Origin of the sequence: Bradyrhizobium sp. HKCCYLS2038, from assembly GCF_051167655.1 — a bacterium.
GTDB lineage: Bacteria > Pseudomonadota > Alphaproteobacteria > Rhizobiales > Xanthobacteraceae > Bradyrhizobium.
On sequence record NZ_JBNPTM010000003.1, the window covers coordinates 432,445 to 449,031 of the forward strand.

At 66.6% G+C, this 16,587-nt stretch carries 13 protein-coding genes; 6 read left to right on the top strand and 7 right to left on the bottom strand.

Going from position 1 to position 16,587, the window contains the following annotated elements; all coding sequences use genetic code 11:
• The first annotated feature begins 144 nt into the window (after nt 1–144).
• Nucleotides 145–2,127 (top strand): hypothetical protein, encoded by a 1,983-nt coding sequence (locus ACQR1I_RS15740; protein WP_434867035.1) that lies wholly within the window; start codon nt 145–147, stop codon nt 2,125–2,127.
• An 817-nt stretch (nt 2,128–2,944) separates the two neighbouring features.
• Here the strand turns inward: ACQR1I_RS15740 and ACQR1I_RS15745 are convergent.
• A complete protein-coding gene (locus ACQR1I_RS15745) occupies nt 2,945–3,181 on the bottom strand; it encodes a hypothetical protein (protein ID WP_434867034.1) in 237 nt (78 codons plus the stop codon).
• A 424-nt stretch (nt 3,182–3,605) separates the two neighbouring features.
• Nucleotides 3,606–4,055, bottom strand: a complete 450-nt coding sequence (locus ACQR1I_RS15750) for a GNAT family N-acetyltransferase (protein ID WP_434867033.1) — start codon at nt 4,053–4,055, stop codon at nt 3,606–3,608.
• A 113-nt stretch (nt 4,056–4,168) separates the two neighbouring features.
• Between ACQR1I_RS15750 and ACQR1I_RS15755 the strand changes: the two genes are divergently transcribed.
• A complete protein-coding gene (locus ACQR1I_RS15755) occupies nt 4,169–4,795 on the top strand; it encodes a LysE family translocator (protein WP_434867032.1) in 627 nt (208 codons plus the stop codon).
• Nucleotides 4,796–4,824: 29 nt separating this feature from the next.
• Here ACQR1I_RS15755 and ACQR1I_RS15760 read toward each other — a convergent pair whose 3' ends face one another.
• Nucleotides 4,825–5,718: a LysR family transcriptional regulator gene (locus ACQR1I_RS15760; RefSeq protein ID WP_434867031.1), complete on the bottom strand. Its 894-nt coding sequence runs from the start codon at nt 5,716–5,718 to the stop codon at nt 4,825–4,827.
• Between the two features lie 114 nt (nt 5,719–5,832).
• Here ACQR1I_RS15760 and ACQR1I_RS15765 point away from each other — a divergent pair, with 114 nt between their 5' ends.
• Genes ACQR1I_RS15765 through ACQR1I_RS15775 form a run of 3 tightly spaced genes read left to right on the top strand, consistent with a single transcriptional unit; the run spans nt 5,833 to nt 8,176 of the window.
• Nucleotides 5,833–6,435 (top strand): FMN-dependent NADH-azoreductase, encoded by a 603-nt coding sequence (locus tag ACQR1I_RS15765; protein WP_434867030.1) that lies wholly within the window; start codon nt 5,833–5,835, stop codon nt 6,433–6,435.
• 30 nt (nt 6,436–6,465) lie between these two features.
• Nucleotides 6,466–7,302, top strand: a complete 837-nt coding sequence (locus tag ACQR1I_RS15770) for a pirin family protein (RefSeq protein ID WP_434867029.1) — start codon at nt 6,466–6,468, stop codon at nt 7,300–7,302.
• Between the two features lie 25 nt (nt 7,303–7,327).
• Nucleotides 7,328–8,176, top strand: coding sequence for an SDR family oxidoreductase (locus ACQR1I_RS15775; protein ID WP_434867028.1), 849 nt, complete (start codon nt 7,328–7,330; stop codon nt 8,174–8,176).
• A 49-nt stretch (nt 8,177–8,225) separates the two neighbouring features.
• Here ACQR1I_RS15775 and ACQR1I_RS15780 read toward each other — a convergent pair whose 3' ends face one another.
• The 4 genes from ACQR1I_RS15780 to aspS form a co-directional block, all read right to left on the bottom strand.
• Nucleotides 8,226–9,776: an ABC transporter substrate-binding protein gene (locus tag ACQR1I_RS15780; RefSeq protein WP_434867027.1), complete on the bottom strand. Its 1,551-nt coding sequence runs from the start codon at nt 9,774–9,776 to the stop codon at nt 8,226–8,228.
• 437 nt (nt 9,777–10,213) lie between these two features.
• Complete coding sequence (locus ACQR1I_RS15785) at nt 10,214–11,710, bottom strand: MBOAT family O-acyltransferase (RefSeq protein ID WP_434867026.1); 1,497 nt, start codon at nt 11,708–11,710, stop codon at nt 10,214–10,216.
• A gap of 5 nt (nt 11,711–11,715) precedes the next feature.
• Nucleotides 11,716–12,810, bottom strand: a complete 1,095-nt coding sequence (locus tag ACQR1I_RS15790) for a hypothetical protein (protein WP_434888743.1) — start codon at nt 12,808–12,810, stop codon at nt 11,716–11,718.
• Nucleotides 12,811–12,853: 43 nt separating this feature from the next.
• The gene (gene aspS, locus ACQR1I_RS15795; RefSeq protein WP_434867024.1) at nt 12,854–14,626 is read right to left on the bottom strand and encodes an aspartate--tRNA ligase; all 1,773 of its coding nucleotides are present in this window, start codon (nt 14,624–14,626) and stop codon (nt 12,854–12,856) included.
• Between the two features lie 267 nt (nt 14,627–14,893).
• On the opposite strand from aspS, the gene ACQR1I_RS15800 reads away from it, so the two are divergent.
• Nucleotides 14,894–16,369, top strand: a complete 1,476-nt coding sequence (locus ACQR1I_RS15800) for a protein adenylyltransferase SelO (RefSeq protein ID WP_434867023.1) — start codon at nt 14,894–14,896, stop codon at nt 16,367–16,369.
• The last annotated feature ends 218 nt before the right edge of the window (nt 16,370–16,587 follow it).

Consider the following 16,587-nt stretch of genomic DNA (forward strand, 5'->3'; position numbering starts at 1 on the left):
ATGGCTGGCGGCGTCCCGGACCCGCAATTTTCCTTTTCGCAGAAGCACATCCCTACTCCATCGATTTCCCTGAGACCATCACCCCTCCTGCTGCCTAAGGCTTAAGCGAGCATTTGGGGCGAGCATTTGGGCGGAGCACATCGAATGACCCGTATCCTGATCGGAATCCTCGTCGCGGTCGCGCTCGGCATCGCCGGCCTCATCGGCGTCCCCTGGTACGCCCAGGCGCGCGCCGAGCGCGAGGTTGAGGCGAGCTTCGCCCAGATCCGGCAGAATGGCGCGACCGCGACCCACGGCAAGGTCGGTTTCGACCTGTGGTCGCGCAAGTTGACAATCGCCGATGTCAAGCTGGAGTCGTCCAGCCAGCCGCCGGCCAGCATCAGCTTCGGCAGCATCGTCGCGACCGGGCTGAGCCAGCCTGATTCCGAGCATGTCAGCGCCGCCAGCATCGAGATCAGCGACATCGCGATGGCTGGCCAGATCGCCGGCTCCTCGCCGTTGCGCCTGAACTACAAGCTGCCGCAGCTGGTGGTGAAGGACTATGCCGGCCCGGCGCGGTTCGCCGCGATCCCGGCCGGCGCCAGCATGCTGGAGACCTACCGGGCGGTTGGCCAGCAATTCGTTGCGATCAGCGCCTCGTCGATCAGCGTGCCGCGGACGACGGGCACCATGGAGGGCGGCCCGTCGGCGGCCCCGGCCGAATTCACCTATTCCGGGCTCAACTTCGACACCATCAAGGCCGGCCGCATCGCCAACTACAAGCTCGACGAGGTCACCTTCACGATGACCCCGCAGCAGCCGGGCGGCAAGGCCGACAAGATGCAGGGCCGCATCACCGGAATCGCCCATCAGGACATGGATGCCAACGCGATTCTGGCAGCCCTCAATCCCGAGGCCGCCAAGGACGACCGGACCTACCGCGTATATGGCAAGGTTACGATGGGAGCCTACGAGATCACCACGGACTCCGGCTTGAAGATGCGCATGGACGGCGCCGCCACGGACGAAGTCAGCGTCCAGCCGGCGCGGCTGCAACTGCCGGCGCTGTTCGCGGTGCTGCCGACCTCGCCCACCGCGCAGCCGACGCCCGATCAGATGCGGGAGTTGATGGAGAAGGTCGCGGGCATCTACGAGGGCCTGGCGATCAGGAACGCGGAGATTCGCGGCCTCTCGATCGACACGCCGCAAGGGCCGGCCAAGCTCGGCGCGATCCGCTTCGACCTGCACGACGGCAAGGGCGACGTGGCGATCGAGGGCTTCGACGGCCGTGGGCCGAGCGGCCCGGTCACGCTCGGCCGCTTCGCGCTGAAGAGCTTCGATCTCGCCGGGCTGATGCACTTCGCCGCCAGATATGCCGCCACCGGCGCCAAGCCGGCGCCGGCCGATGCCGCTGACATGCTGAAGCTGCTTACCGGCATCGAGCTGAAGGCGCTGAGCGCGCCGTACAAGGCCGGCGACAAGCCGGTGCGGATCGACAGTTTCAGCCTCGACTGGGGCCAGTTCGTCGGTCCCATCCCGACCCAGGCGCGGCTCGTCGCCAAGTTGGCCAGTCCGCTCGATACGTCCAATCCTGCCCTGCTGCCGCTGCTGGTCGCCGGTATCGACAGCGCCGCTCTCGATGCCGACCTCGGCCTCGGCTGGACCGAGAACTCGGGCACGTTTGCGCTCGAGCCGTTCAAGCTCGAGGTCAGCAACCTGATCGGCGCGACCGCCAGCGCCTCGCTGTCGCAAGTGCCGCGCGAGGTGTTCACGATGGACATCCAGCAGGCTACGACTGCCGCCGCGCGGATCGAGGCCTCCGGGCTGCAATTGACCCTGCGCGACCTCGGCGCCGTCGACGTGCTCGTCGCCAACTACGCGCGCGGTCATGCCATCACCCGCGACGCCGCGCGCAAGGCGCTGGTCGACGTCATCAAGGCGATCGGCGCCCAGGTCGCCGCCGGCAATGCCGATGCAGCCAACGCGGTCGACGCGCTCAGCCGCTTCATCGAGAGGCCGCGCCAGACCTTCACGCTAAAACTCTCCCCGCGCGCCAAGGTGCCGGCGATGCAACTCGCCCAACTCTTCGCCACCGACCCGCCGAGCGCGCTGGCGCAGTTCAAGATCGAGGCCCAGACGGCGCCGTAACGAACGTGTGAGTCGACGTCTCTCCCCGATGTCATTCCGGGGCGCGCGTAGCGCGAGCCCGGAATCCATAACCACGACCGCGCATGAGGACTGAGGTAGCTCGACAACGGCATTCCTTCGTCAAAGGATGCTCCGGGAGTATGGATTCCGGGCTCGCGCTGCGCGCGCCCCGGAATGACGTGCGGAGAGAGTTTGCCACAAGGCGACAATCGCACATGGGGACGACGAGCGCTCCGAGAGCATAAGCAGACGTCTCTTGGGAGGACACACCTCGGCGATCCCGCGGCTCATCTGCCCGAGTTGTTCCGGTCGTTCGCCCTCTCTCCTTGAAGAGGGCGCAGGGAATGCCGGGTGAAGGCTTCACCCATGGCCCGCCTGCGAAAAAAATGCAGGCGGCAGGTACCACAGGTGCTGCCGGTCAACCGGCATTCCCTGCGCGGTGGGCTTTTCGGCTGCTTCGCGCTCTCCCTGGTGCGCCGGGCTTGTTGGCCACCATGCGCGCACTGCGCTCTCGGCACAGCACGCGGGGACACCAGCGTCGGGGTGTCGAGACCACGCGACTTGACCGTCTGCACCGTGCCGTTCGTCCACGCACTCCATGAGCACGTTGCGACCACGATGCAGCCACCGCCTCCCCACCTCACGTGTCGTGACGACCGCGAACCGTCCCTCTTCATCGAGGCGGGATGGCCGGAAATGTGGAGGTGATTTGCCCGACGGTGCAAGGGAAAAGATTGCGGCGAACTCACACGACGGGCAGTTGGCGCATGACGGGGTTGCACGGATTGCCCGTCGGGCAGAGTAGCAGAACGCCGAACTACATGACGGTCAGTGACATCGCCATATATCTTAGAACGTAGGGTTTCACGGCAGACTTTCCGGCAGGCGGCTCGGCTCCGAAGAAGGCGACATAGCAGTCGTAGCCACCGATCTCGGGCTCGTGCCAGCAGTGAATGACGATGCCATATTCAGGGCCGCCATCCTGGTGACCATCATAGCGAACGGCCGTTCCGGGCGGCAGGTAGGGGTCGGGAATAGACTGAGCGTTGGACATGGCTAACTCTCATTCGCGGATCATGTGCGCATGATGGCAGGGGCCGTGCCGCCTCCGTCATCTCCGTTGGTCACCATGAACATGGCTTCCAAGGTGACAATCAACGAACAGTGACGTTCCACGATAGATCACGCGGTATGGGTCCCGGCGTACGCCGGGACGACAGTTGTGGTCGCTGCTCCAGCACGGTCAAAGCTTCTGCCGTTCGCGCAAACTTTATTTGTCATCCAGTTGTGACGCTGCGCCCGCAACACTGTGGGCCCGACTGCACACCCCATCTCCACTGTCGTCCCGGCGCACGCCGGGACCCATACACATAGCACGCGGTTCGAGGCAGGATGGTCGCTCCAGCGTTTGCAGGCAAGATCGCCGTTTCTATCAGCGCCGGAGCGCACGCGCGCGGCGCGCTTCGGCTTGCTCGTCGCTACAATTGCTTCGCGAAACACGCGGCCTCTTCCCTGCCGGCGTACTTGCCGTAGTTCGGAATCCGCCGATAGCCGTGCCGCTCGTAGAAGCCGACCGCGCGCGTGTTGACCACACGCGTCTCCAGCCAGATCGCCTGATAGCCGTAGGCGGCCGCCGCGGTTTCGAGATGCGCAAGAATCGCGGCACCGACTCCTGCCGTGCCGGGGCGGGCGAACATCCGCTTCACTTCAGCAATCCGGGCCTGCAACGGACGCAGCGCGCCGCAGCCGACCGCCTGCCCTGCGCCATCTCGGGCGATGACGAAACAGGCCTTGGGTCCGCGCACATCGTCGGGATCGAATGACGAGCGGCCGCTGTCGCCAGTAATGCGCGCGAGCGTTGCCGACAATTCCGCGATCAGAGCTTCGGCGGTGGCCGAAGCTGGGTCTTCAATGGACATCGTCAGCATGCGCGCATCATTCCGTCGTCACTGCGGCGCTGCTGTCGCAGGCCGACCGCTTTGCCTCGTCGAGCCGATGACCCTACAATGTTCGTCATCCCTAGAGCAAAGACGCACAGCACATGCCCGCCCTCACCACCCTCCTCCTCTTCCTCTCCGCCGCCCTGGTCGTCGCGCTGACGCCGGGTCCCGGCATCTTCTACATCGTGGCGCGAACACTGGCGGGGGGCCGTGCCGAGGGGCTGGCCTCCAGTGTCGGGCTCGGGCTCGGCGGCCTCGTGCACGTGATCGCCGGTGCAGTCGGGCTGTCGGCGCTGGTGATGACGAGCGCACAAGCCTTCACGGTGCTGAAGATCGCGGGCGCGCTCTATCTGATCTGGCTCGGCATCAAGACCTGGCGCGAGGCGCGGGTCGCGGCGCCTGCGGAGGTCACGACGACCGGCAGCCGGCGCGCATTCCGCGAGGGGATCGTCGTCGAGGCGCTGAACCCGAAGACGGCGGCATTCTTCCTCGCCTTCATCCCGCAATTCGTCGATCCCGCCGGCCCCGTCGCCGCGCAGTTCATTGTGCTCGGGCTGATCTCGGTCGCGCTGAACACCAGCGTCGACCTCGTCGTAACGGTCTGGGCGGCCAAAGCGCGGCATGGGCTGGTCAAGCGGCCGGGCGTGGTGATGCGGATGCGGCAGGCGTCGGGCGCCGTGATGTGCGGGCTCGGCGGCGCGCTGCTGTTTACACGGCGCGCGAGCTGATCGGCGACAGCCCCGAGCCCCTGGTCTTATTAGTCCACCTGCTGCTTCAGGCGATCGATCAACCAGCGGCCGGCCGGTCCCGGCGGCGTGTCCGTGCGGTAGACAGCCGACATCCGGATTTGCGTATCGGCCTCCGCCCCCGCGAGCGTGAGCGGCACCAGCGCGCCGCTGGCCAGATCGGCCTCGACGACATGGAAGGGCATGCCGCCCCAGCCGAGACCGCCGCGCAGAAAGGCGTGTTTTGCGCCGAGGTCGGACAGCCGCCACGTCCGCGATGAGAACACGCGCAGGTCCTGGCCCTCGGTCAGGCGCGAGCGATCCGTCAGCACCAGCTGGACGTGCTCGCTGAGCACGTCGGGCGAGATCGCGCCTTCGCAGCGCGCCAGCGGATGGTCGGCGGAGGCCACCATCAGATAGCGGATGTCGCGCAGCTGCTCGCTGCGCAGATCGGGATGGCCTGCCAGCAGCGGACCGCGAATACCGAAGGCGCAACGCTTCTCCAGCACCGGCTCGATGACGGCCCCCATGCCTTCCACCGAGACCCGCAAGGGCGTGCCCGGAAACCTCTGCTGAAACGCAGCCACCGCCTCGGTGAGGACAGCGGTCGGGAACAGCACGTTGACGGCGATGCTGAGCTCCGGCTCGAGCCCCTGCGCCAGCCCGCGCGCACGCGCCTTCAGCTCGGCCAGACCGTCGGCGACCGCCCGCGCATCCGCCAGCAAGGCGCGGCCGGCCGGCGTCAGCGCCGGATAGCGGCCGGTGCGATCGAACAGGCGAACCTCGAGCTGCGCCTCGAGGTTCGCGAGGTTCTGGCTGATGACCGACTGCGCCCGGCCGAGCTTGCGGCCGGCGGCCGAGAAGCTGCCGGTTTCGGCCGCGGCAACGAAGGTGCGGAGCTGGTCCAGGGAGATACCGTCGAGCATTTCTATCGTCTAATTCGATGGATAATATCGAATTATATTGCCTTTTCCGATCTATCGCAACCGACCATGGTCCCGGGCGACAGGCGGCGATGCTGCCGCAACCCGGAGACCCCCATGAAGCTGCTTCACATCGATTCCAGCGTTGCCGGCCCCGGCTCGGTGACCCGTCTGCTGTCGGCCGAGATCGTGTCGGCGCTGACCAAGGCCGCCCCGGCCGAGACCGCCTATCGCGACCTCGCCGCCGAGCCGGTGACGCATCTGACCGGCGCGCATCTCGCCGCCATGCAGGGCGGCGCTGCCGATCCGGCCCTGCAGCAGGACATCCACGATGGCCTGCAGGCGATGGAGCAGTTCCTCGCCGCCGACATCGTCGTGATCGGCGCGCCGATGTACAATTTCGGCGTCCCCTCGCAGCTCAAGGCCTGGATCGATCGCCTCGCCGTGCCCGGCAAGACCTTCGTGTATGGCGAAAAGGGTCCGGTCGGCCTGTGCAAGGGCAAGAAGGTGATCATCGCCTCGGCGCGCGGCGGCATCTTCAGCGTGGGATCGCCGATCGCCGCGCTCGATCATCAGGAGACCTATCTGCAGGCATTCTTCGGCTTCCTCGGCATCTCCGACATCTCCTTCGTGCGTGCAGAAGGCGTTGCGATGGGGCCGGAGGCGCGCGCGAAGGCGATCGAGGCCGCCAAGGCGCAGGCCCTGGCGCTCGCCGCCTGACACCACGGAACTGATCTCGCGAGCGCTCCCATGGCCGTCGCTTTCTCCTCCATCACGACCGCGCAGACCCGCGGCACGGCCGGGCGCTTCCTGGTCAAGGCCGTGAATCTCGCCGGGCTCGGGCCGGTGGGCTCGCCGGTGCTCGTCCTGGATGATTTCAGGGTGAGCGGCCGGCCGTTCCCGCCGCATCCGCACGCCGGCTTCTCAGCCGTGACCTATGTGTTTGCGGATTCGGCGGGCGGCCTGCGCAGCCGGGATTCGCTCGGCAACGACGTCACGATCGGTGCCGGCGGCATCGTCTGGACACAGGCCGGCAAGGGCCTGCTGCATCATGAGATCCCCGCCGACGCGCAGGAACTTCATGGCCTGCAGCTGTTCGTCAACCTGAGCGCGGCCAACAAGCTGCGCACGCCGCGGATGCTGCACCTGGCGGGAGACGAGGTGCCGGAATGGAGCAGCGGGGACGGCGACCGCGTGCGCGTCGTCGTTGGCTCGTTCAACGATGTCGCCTCGCCGCTGGTGCCCGCGGAGCCCTTCACCCTGCTCGACGTGACGCTGCGTCGGGGGATCGGCTACGCGCTGACGCCCGGCCATGTCGCCATCGTCTACGTCGTGCACGGCGCGCTGGCGATCGCGAGCGATGCCACTCATCACGATCTCACCGAGGGGCAAGCGATCGCCCTGCACGGCGAAGGGCGCGCGGTGCTGGCGGCCGATGGCGCGGCCCAGCTCGTCATCCTGTCCGGTCCGGAGCTGCAGGAGCCTGTTGTCATCGATGGCCCCTTCATCATGAGCAACGAGCAGCAGATCGCCGCCGCCTATGCGCGGTACCGCGCCGGCGGCATGGGGCGCCTGGCGCCGCTCTGACAAATCACCCATCAGGAGCTCTCAAATGTACGCAGTCACCGGAGCGACGGGGCAGCTCGGCCGCAAGGTCATCGCGCAGTTGCGCGAGCGCGTGCCCTCCTCCGACATCGTCGCCATCGTCCGCAATCCCGGCAAGGCGGCCGATCTCGGCGTCACAAGCCGTGCCGCCGACTACGCCGATCCCGCGGCCCTCGAACGGGCGCTGTCCGGCGTCCACAAGCTGCTGCTGATCTCGTCGAGCTCGTTCGCGACGCGACAGGCCGAGCATGGCAACGTGATCGTGGCCGCCAAGCAGGCCGGTGTCCGGCACATCGTCTACACCAGCCTGCTCCATGCCGAGCAATGGACGCCCGGCTTCGCCCGGGACCACGTCGAGACCGAGCGATTGCTCGGTGAGTCCGGGCTCGGCTTCACCATCCTGCGCAACGGCTGGTACTGGGAGAACCACACCGCGAGCCTCGGCCTTGCGCTCGGCCACGGCGTGCTGATCGGCAGCGCCGGCGATGCGCCGATCTCCTGGGCTTCGCGGCGTGACTTCGCCGACGCCGCGGTTGCCGTGCTCACCGGTAACGACCATGCCGGCCGGACCTATGAGCTCGCCGGCGACCAGCCGCATACGCTGGCCGAGCTTGCCGCCGAGGCCGCGGATCAGAGCGCCGAGCCCGTGGTCTATCAGAATCTCAGCCAGGCCGAGCACGCCGCCTTCTACGAACGCGCTGGCCTGCCGCCGCCGGTCGCGGCGATGATCGCCGAGATCGAGGCGCAGGGCGTCGCGTCCGGCGTGCTGCGCGACGACGGCCGCACGCTGTCGCGGCTGATCGGACGGCCGACGCAGTCGCTGCGCGAGGCCGTCACCGAGGCACTGGCGAGCTGACCACAAAGGCTGAGAGGCTGTTGTCGCCCACCCCGTGCGCCATTCGCGCCTACTCCAGCTCGATTGCCTGGTAGGTGCCGGACTCATCCAGCGCGGTGCCCCAGATCTTGTGCGAGGCTTGGTGCTCGGCGCGGCCGAAGGAGAGCTTGCTGCCAAGGCCGAGATCGATGCTCTGCATCGCCTCCAGCGTATCGACCAGCCGCTCGGTCTCGAGCGGTGTCGTCTGCTTCAACGCCTGGATCAGGATGCTCGCCGAGATGAAGCCCTCGAGCGAGGTGTAGGTCGGCCCCTCGCCCGGGAAGTACTTCTCCAAAGCCGTCTTGTACTCGAGCACGAGGCTCGAATGGCCGGCCACCGAGGGCACGCCCTGTGTGACGATGACGCCGTTGGTGTATTTCGCGCCGAGCAACTTCAGCTCGGCGGCGAGCGAGGTGGATCCAACGGCTGAGATGCTGGCATAGATCAGTCCCGGAACCGCATCGTGGGTCTTCTCGATGAACTTTGCGGCGGCGCGGTCGGTCGCGATCATGATGACGGCCTTGATCGGCTTGGTCTGCGCCTTGAGCTTGCCGACAGCCTCGTCGACGTCCAGCGTGGCACGCGGAAAGCTGTAGCGGATGATCGGATCGGTGATGCCGAGCGCGCGGAACGCCTTGGCGACACCGTTGGCGCCATCGTCGCCATAGGCGTCGTCCTGCGCGAGCACCGCGATCTGCTTCGCCGGGATGCGCTTGACCTTGATCAGGTAGCGCACGATCGCATCGGTCTCTTCCGCATAGCTCGCACGGTAGTTGAAGACGTAGCGATCCGGCGGATCGCGGCGGAGGACGGAGGCGCCGCTATTGGGCGCGAAGAACAGCGCGCGGCGCTCCAGCGCATAGGGGATCGCCACCGCACCGTTGGCCGTGCCCATGTTGCCGATGAAGCCGAACACCTGATCCTTCTCGTAGAGCTGAGCCATGGCCGCGAGCGTCCGCGTCGGGTCGTAGCCATCGTCGGCCGCGATCAGCCGCAGCTTGCGGCCGTTGATCCCGCCGGCGTCGTTGGCGCGGTTGAAGGCGGTGTCGATGCCGAGCTTCATCTGTCGCGCGGGCTCCTTGCGGACCCCCGAAAACGGGATGACGATACCGAAGCGGATCTCGGTCTCGGTGACGCCGTTCGGAAGCGGGGGCGGCAGGCTGGCCGTCGGCTGCGTCGCGGCAGCGGCACTGGAGGGGGTCAGCGCGAATGACAGCGTGGTGGCCGCGGGTTGCGCAGTGAGCGAGCGCTCCAGCTCGGCCAATTGACGGTCTGCGGTCTGGCAGTTCACCAGCGCGGACGTGACCCGGCCGCGACCCTCGGCGATGTAGCTGTTGAAGCTGCGGACGAGCCCGTCGCGCTCACCGTTGTTCGACGAGGCCTGACGGATCACCTCGCTGAACTGATCAATGACGGTCTGGACCCGCCCCTGGGCGATGTCCCGGCAGGTCGCCGCCTGGCCGACGACCGGACCGACACGGGAGGAAAGATCACGAACGACATCGGGAGAAATCGCGGTCGCGGAGGCCGCAGGTACGAACGAGAAGGCCGCGAGAACAAGCACACACCAGCGAACGGTCATTTCAATTCTTCCGTTTCTTTTGATTGGTTGGCTACGTTGACTAATCGGGTCAGAGAGGCATCCTAATAAGGACAGGTTGCGTGACACCGCAACCTCCATACGGTTGATGGCCGCGCGAGGGGACGTGCCGCGAGCCTGCTGTGGCGGCGCGCTTCGAACTACCTGTCGTGAAGTATCGAGCTAACAACTCATTTGTTCGATTGCCGCCGCACGTTCAATGATTTACCGCATCGCACAGCGGTCAGTGCGGGACGTGGTTCGATGACGCACGCGCAAGGCTTCTTGCCTGGACGCCACGCGCCGAAGGCGAGCACGAGCGTGAGATGAAGTTGTTAGCAGCCTTAACCGGCGTTAACGCGAGACGCTCAAACGCGCAACGGATTCTTAAGGGCTGGGTCACCTTGCGCGAGAGCCGCGATTCGGCGCCGCTGCGTCGATTAGAATTGGAAGTAGAGAAACTCGAGCCGCTGCCACATCCCGAACAGCGACAGGGTCAAGGCCGCCGCGGTCAGCGCGGCCCATCCGGCTGTCGGCCGCCAGCGCAGCCGGCCATCAGGCTCGGGCGCATGATGATATTCCCGGTAGCCGAAGATCTGCAGCGTGTTGGGACAGCCGAGCGCGACCGCGAGCGCGCATCCGACGATCGCGGCCCCGAGCCAGAACAAGCCGTTCGGTCCGACCCAGATGGGAAGGCCGAACGTGGTGAACACAGGCGACGGCACATAGTCCGGCCCGCTGAGCGGATAGCCGACGAGTCCGCCGAACATCCGCGCCGCACCGCCGGTCGTGCCTGCGCGAAAGAATACCCAGGCCAGCACGACGCTCGCGAAGGTCAACGCCCAGCTCGCCAGACGCGCCACCATGGCGCGGGGCTTGCCGTCGCTGCCGCGCAGAGTTCGCCAGAGATGATTGACGATGAGGTAGGCGCCGTGCAGTCCGCCCCAGATCACGAAATTCCAGCCGGCGCCATGCCAGAGGCCGCCGAGCAGCATCGTGATCATCAGATTGACATGGCGGCGCGCCGGGCCCTGCCGGTTGCCCCCTAAGGGGATATAGAGATAGTCGCGCAGGAAGCGCGACAGCGTGATGTGCCAGCGCCGCCAGAAGTCGATGATGGACAGTGATCGATAAGGCGAGCGGAAGTTCACCGGAAGACGGATGCCGAACATCAGGGCGAGCCCGATCGCCATGTCCGAATAGCCGGAGAAATCGAAATAGATCTGCAGCGCATAGGCCAGCGTCGCGAGCCAGGCGAAGGCCGGCGACACCGTGCCGCCGGCGTCGACATGCGCGAACACGGGACTGACGAATTGCGACAGTTCGTCCGCGATCATCACCTTCTTGAACAGCCCGGCGGCAAAGATCGCGACCGCGCGCGCCGCCAGCACCGCGGTGCGACGGCTCGGCGCGCGCTTGAACTGCGGGATCATCTCGGCGTGATGCACCAGCGGGCCGGCGATCAGATGCGGGAAGAAGGTCACGAACAGCGCGTAGCTGACGATGTCGCGCTCCACTTTGGCGCCGCGCATGACGTCCACCAGATACGCAATCTGCTGGAACGTGAAAAAGGAGACGCCGAGCGGGAGCAGGATGTTCGCCGGCGCGACATGCGTGCCCGTGACCGCGCCGAAGCTGTCGAGCAGGAAATTGGCGTATTTGAAATAGGCCAGCAGCGCGAGATCGACGGCGACGCCGCACAGGCCGACCACGCGGCGCCGGCCTTCATTTTCCATCAGCAGGCCGAGCGAGAAGTTCATCGCGATCGACGCCACCAGCAGCAGCAGATAGGCCGGATGCCAGGCTCCGTAGAAGATCAGCGATGCCGCCAGCAGCACCAGGATGCCCGCGCGCGGCGAGTGCCGGCGCGCCGCGGCGAAGGCCAGCAGCGTCGCCGGCAGAAATTGGAACAGGAACGTGAAGGACGAAAACAGCACGACGATCAGGGGGCGAGCCGGGAGAGCAGGCTCCTGGTGTAGAGCGGCATTCCATCCTTGTTCATATGCATCTCGTCGCTGTAGTCGGCCACGGTGAGTCCGTCGACCATGTGCATGTCGAGGACTGCAAAGCCGCAGCGCTCGGCTGCGTGCCGAAGCAGCTGCAGCGTCTCCGCCTCATGGCTGAGCCAGGCGACGTCGGTGCTGCGATCGCCAGGAATCCAGGGCGGCTCCACGACGGTGAGCTTGCGCGTCAGCCGGACGAGTTCGCACATCGCCTCGACGGCACCGCGCGCCCGCGGACCCGAGACATCCCAGTTTTGATAGTGCGGGTGCCGCCCGAGCATCGGATAGTCCGGCGCCCGGCCAGTGAGCGCCATGACGCCACCTTGCGGCGGCACGGAGCCATGGATCGCTACGCCCTGCACATCGGCGAGACGCGCCGCGAACGAGGTCCGAATGTATCGGATCAGGGTGCCGATCCGGAGTGGCAGGAAGTCTGCCAGACGCTGCGCCACGCTCTGGCGCGCGACGACATCGATCGGATAGACCGCAGCCGAACGAACGCCCTCGTTGAAGACGAACGGCGCGACGCTGAGCACGACATGCGCGTCACGAAACGCATCGGGAAACGCGCGCGCGGCGCCGAGCACGGCGAGCGGCTCGCCGGCCTCATAGGCGATGTTGACCGCATATCCGGGCCTCTTGCCCAGGATGTCCGCCGCGAGAAACGGATCGACGCCAAACTCGGTTCTGCTCTCGCCGGCAAAGATGAGCTGCGGCTGCGATTGCAGCAGCGGCAGTTTTCGCGCGAGCTCGATGGGAATGTCGACGTGGACCAGATCCGCGAGCGCGAGCAGTCCGGCAAGACCGATCAGCCACAGCAAGACGGTCCCGGCAAGCACGCCCACCGCCGAGCGGAGGCAGGCGCCCAACACACAGGTTCGCGCGAACGGAATTTGCGGTGACCAGACTTCGACCATCTTGGCCGAACATTTGACGGGCACGCGCGTCAAAATTGCGTCACGCAGGCCGATCATTGCACGGAAAATGACCTTGCCGCGGGCATCGGCGATGCCGCCGCCACGCTCTCCCCGCACTTGCAATCACGGCGGGAAGAGCTTGGTGCCGAACTTGACCGACCTACTTGTTCGGCAAATTGGTCCGGATGTGCAGCTCGCGGAGCTGCTTGGTCGAGGCTTCCGACGGCGCGCCCATCAAGAGGTCCATGGCCTGCTGGTTCATTGGGAACAGCGAGATCTCGCGCAGATTGTTGGTGCCGCAGAGCAGCATCACGATGCGGTCGACGCCGGCCGCCATGCCGCCATGCGGCGGGGCGCCGTACTGGAAGGCGCGGTACATGCCGCCGAAGCGGTCGACCACTTCCTGCTCGCCATAGCCCGCGATCTCGAACGCCTTCACCATCGCTTCCGGCTTGTGGTTGCGGATGCCGCCGGAGGCGATCTCGTAGCCGTTGCAGGCGATGTCGTACTGGAACGCCTTGATGGTCAGCGGGTCCTTGGTCGTGAGCGCCTCGAGGCCGCCCTGCGGCATCGAGAACGGGTTGTGCGAGAAGTCGACCTTCTTGTCGTCCTCGTTGTACTCGTACATCGGGAAGTCGACGATCCAGGCCAGCGCGAAGCGGTCCTTGTCGATCAGGTTCAGCTCCTCGCCGACCTTGGTGCGGGCAAGGCCTGCGAACTTCCAGAATTTTTCCGGATCGCCGGCGACGAAGAAGGCGGCATCGCCCTCCTTCGTGCCGATCTGGCTGCGGATCGCAGCGGTGCGCTCCGGGCCGATGTTGTTGGCAAGCGGACCCGCGCCCTCGCCGCCCTCGCGCCACATGATGTAGCCGAGGCCGGGTTGGCCCTCGCCTTGCGCCCAGGAGTTCATGCGGTCGCAGAACGCGCGGCTGCCGCCACCCGGGGCCGGGATCGCCCAGACCTGGTTCTTGGGGTCCTCGAGCATGCGCGCGAACACCTTGAAGCCGGAGCCGCGGAAGTGCTCGGAGACATCCTGCATCTCGATCGGATTGCGCAGGTCGGGCTTGTCGGTGCCGTATTTGCGCAGCGCCTCAGCGAACGGGATGCGCGGCCAGCCCTTGGTGACCGGCTTGCCCTTGGCGAACTCCTCGAACACGCCGGTGATGACCGGCTCCATGGCGGCGAACACGTCCTCCTGCTCGACGAAGCTCATCTCGACGTCGAGCTGATAGAACTCGCCGGGCAGACGGTCGGCGCGCGGATCCTCGTCGCGGAAGCACGGCGCGATCTGGAAATACCGGTCGAAGCCGGACATCATCAGCAGCTGCTTGTACTGCTGCGGCGCCTGCGGCAGCGCGTAGAACTTGCCGGGATGGATGCGCGACGGCACCAGGAAGTCGCGCGCGCCCTCCGGCGAGGACGCGGTCAGGATCGGCGTCTGGAATTCGAAGAAGCCCTGCTCCTTCATGCGCCGGCGCATCGAATCGATGATCGCGCCGCGGGTCATGATGTTCTGGTGCAGCTTGTCGCGGCGCAGGTCGAGGAAGCGGTACTTCAGCCGGATGTCCTCGGGATAGTCCTGCTCGCCGAACACCGGCAGCGGCAGCTCGGCCGCCGGGCCCAGCACCTCGATGTCGGCGACATAGAGCTCGACCTGGCCGGTCGGCAGCTCGGCATTCTCGGTGCCTGTCGGTCGGTGACGAACCTTGCCTTCCATGCGCACGACCCACTCCGAGCGCAGCTTCTCGGCGAGGCCAAATGCCTTGGAGTCGGGATCGACCACGCATTGGGTGATGCCGTAATGGTCGCGCAGATCGACGAACAGCACGCCGCCATGGTCGCGGATGCGATGGCACCAGCCGGACAGCCGGACCGTCTCTCCGATGTTGCTGTCGCGGAGCGCGCCGCAGGTGTGGGTCCGGTAGCGATGCATGGTCGTCCTGAATGGTCGTCGTGAGGAAAAGGGAATCGGCGCAGCCGTGAAGGGCGCATGGCCGAATGCGCGCAGGGTTTAGCCGAGCCGCCCCGGCGCGGCAACCGCAGGAACGGGCCTTTTCCGCCCTCCCGCGGCGATATGCTCGGGGGCGGCCCAGGGCAGATGCAACCCGACATGCTGCTGCCGGATTGGACTGCCGCCGAAGCACTCATCTGACGGCCGTTTGGGCTCGAAAAGCGGCCGCCTTGCGCCTATCTTGGAGCCATGACCGTGCGTTTCCCCTTCCAGAACTCCTACGCCGCGCTGCCGGACAATTTCTTTGCCCGGGTCGCCCCGACGCCCGTCGCAGCACCCCGCCTGATCAAGCTGAACCGGCCGCTGGCCGAGGAGCTCGGGCTCAACCCGGCCGAGCTGGAGGCGCCGGAGGGCGCCGAGATCCTGGCCGGCAAGACCGTGCCGGAGGGTGCCGAGCCGATCGCGATGGCCTATGCCGGGCATCAGTTCGGACATTTCGTGCCGCAGCTCGGCGACGGCCGGGCGATCCTGCTCGGCGAGGTCGTCGACCGCAACGGTACCCGCCGCGACATCCAGCTCAAGGGCTCCGGCCCGACGCCATTTTCCCGCCGCGGCGACGGCCGGGCCGCGCTCGGGCCGGTCCTGCGCGAATACATCGTCAGCGAAGCGATGGCGGCGCTGGGAATCCCGACCACCCGGTCGCTGGCGGCGGTCGTCACCGGCGAGCAGGTCTATCGCGGCACCGGCCTGCCCGGCGCGGTGCTGACGCGGGTCGCGACCAGCCACATCCGGGTCGGCACGTTCCAGTATTTCGCTGCCCGCCAGGACGTCGAGGCCGTGCGACGGCTCGCCGACCACGTCATCAGCCGGCACTATCCGGATCTCGCCAGCACTGAGCGGCCCTATCACGCGCTGCTCGACGCCGTGATCGCGCGCCAGGCCCGGCTGATCGCCGACTGGCTGCTGGTCGGCTTCATCCATGGCGTCATGAACACCGACAACAGCTCGGTCTCGGGCGAGACCATCGATTACGGCCCCTGCGCCTTTATGGACGGCTATGATCCGAAGCAGGTGTTCTCGTCGATCGACGAGTTCGGCCGCTACGCCTTCGCCAACCAGCCGCGCATCGCGCTGTGGAACCTGACGCGTTTCGCCGAATGCCTGCTGCCGCTGTTCGGCGATGACAAGGATCAGGCGATCAAGCGGGCCGAAACCGCGCTCGACGGCTTTGCCGCTCAATTCACCGACGCCCACCAGGCGGGCCTGCGCCGCAAGCTCGGCCTGTTCACGCAAACGGAGGGCGACCAGCCGCTGGCGCAGGCGCTGTTCGACACCATGGCCGCGGCCAAGGCGGACTTCACCCTCACCTTCCGCCGGCTCAGCGACGCCGCCGGCAGCGGCGATCTCAGCGAGGTCCGCGCGCTGTTCGAGGATCCCGCGGATTTCGACGAATGGGCCGCGCGCTGGCAGCAGCGCCTCGCCGAGGAACCGCAGACTCCGGCCGAGCGGCAGGAGGCGATGCGCAAGGTCAATCCGGCCTTCATCCCGCGCAATCACCGCATCGAGGCCGTCATCACCGCGGCAGTCGAGAACGACGACTACGCGCCGTTCGAGGAACTGCATGCGGTGCTGGCCCGGCCCTATGACGATCAGCCGGACCGTACCGATTATGCCCAACCGCCGCAGCCCGAGGAGCGCGTGCTGCAGACCTTCTGCGGCACCTGACACGCAGTCTTAACCTCGCATCCACCATCGCCCGTGCCGCGGCCGCGTCCTTAAGAAACGATCAACGCAGCCCCGACAAGTTGATGCAACTGATCGGGGAGGTTGCGAACGTGGACGCGCTGGTATTCGAATTCATGGGCCTGGCAATGATCGCGCTGTGCCTGATCGTGCTCGCAGTCCCCGCCGGGCGCCGGCCCTCGGGCCGCGTCAGGCACCAT

Bases quoted from the DNA above. Each gene is read 5' to 3' on its own strand.
- ACQR1I_RS15740 (WP_434867035.1), top strand. From the start codon at position 145: ATGACCCGTATCCTGATCGGAATCCTCGTCGCGGTCGCGCTCGGCATC.
- ACQR1I_RS15760 (WP_434867031.1), bottom strand. From the start codon at position 5,718: ATGCTCGACGGTATCTCCCTGGACCAGCTCCGCACCTTCGTTGCCGCG.
- ACQR1I_RS15770 (WP_434867029.1), top strand. From the start codon at position 6,466: ATGGCCGTCGCTTTCTCCTCCATCACGACCGCGCAGACCCGCGGCACG.
- ACQR1I_RS15755 (WP_434867032.1), top strand. From the start codon at position 4,169: ATGCCCGCCCTCACCACCCTCCTCCTCTTCCTCTCCGCCGCCCTGGTC.
- ACQR1I_RS15775 (WP_434867028.1), top strand. From the start codon at position 7,328: ATGTACGCAGTCACCGGAGCGACGGGGCAGCTCGGCCGCAAGGTCATC.
- ACQR1I_RS15765 (WP_434867030.1), top strand. From the start codon at position 5,833: ATGAAGCTGCTTCACATCGATTCCAGCGTTGCCGGCCCCGGCTCGGTG.
- ACQR1I_RS15780 (WP_434867027.1), bottom strand. From the start codon at position 9,776: ATGACCGTTCGCTGGTGTGTGCTTGTTCTCGCGGCCTTCTCGTTCGTA.
- ACQR1I_RS15745 (WP_434867034.1), bottom strand. From the start codon at position 3,181: ATGTCCAACGCTCAGTCTATTCCCGACCCCTACCTGCCGCCCGGAACG.
- ACQR1I_RS15800 (WP_434867023.1), top strand. From the start codon at position 14,894: ATGACCGTGCGTTTCCCCTTCCAGAACTCCTACGCCGCGCTGCCGGAC.
- ACQR1I_RS15750 (WP_434867033.1), bottom strand. From the start codon at position 4,055: ATGCTGACGATGTCCATTGAAGACCCAGCTTCGGCCACCGCCGAAGCT.
- aspS (WP_434867024.1), bottom strand. From the start codon at position 14,626: ATGCATCGCTACCGGACCCACACCTGCGGCGCGCTCCGCGACAGCAAC.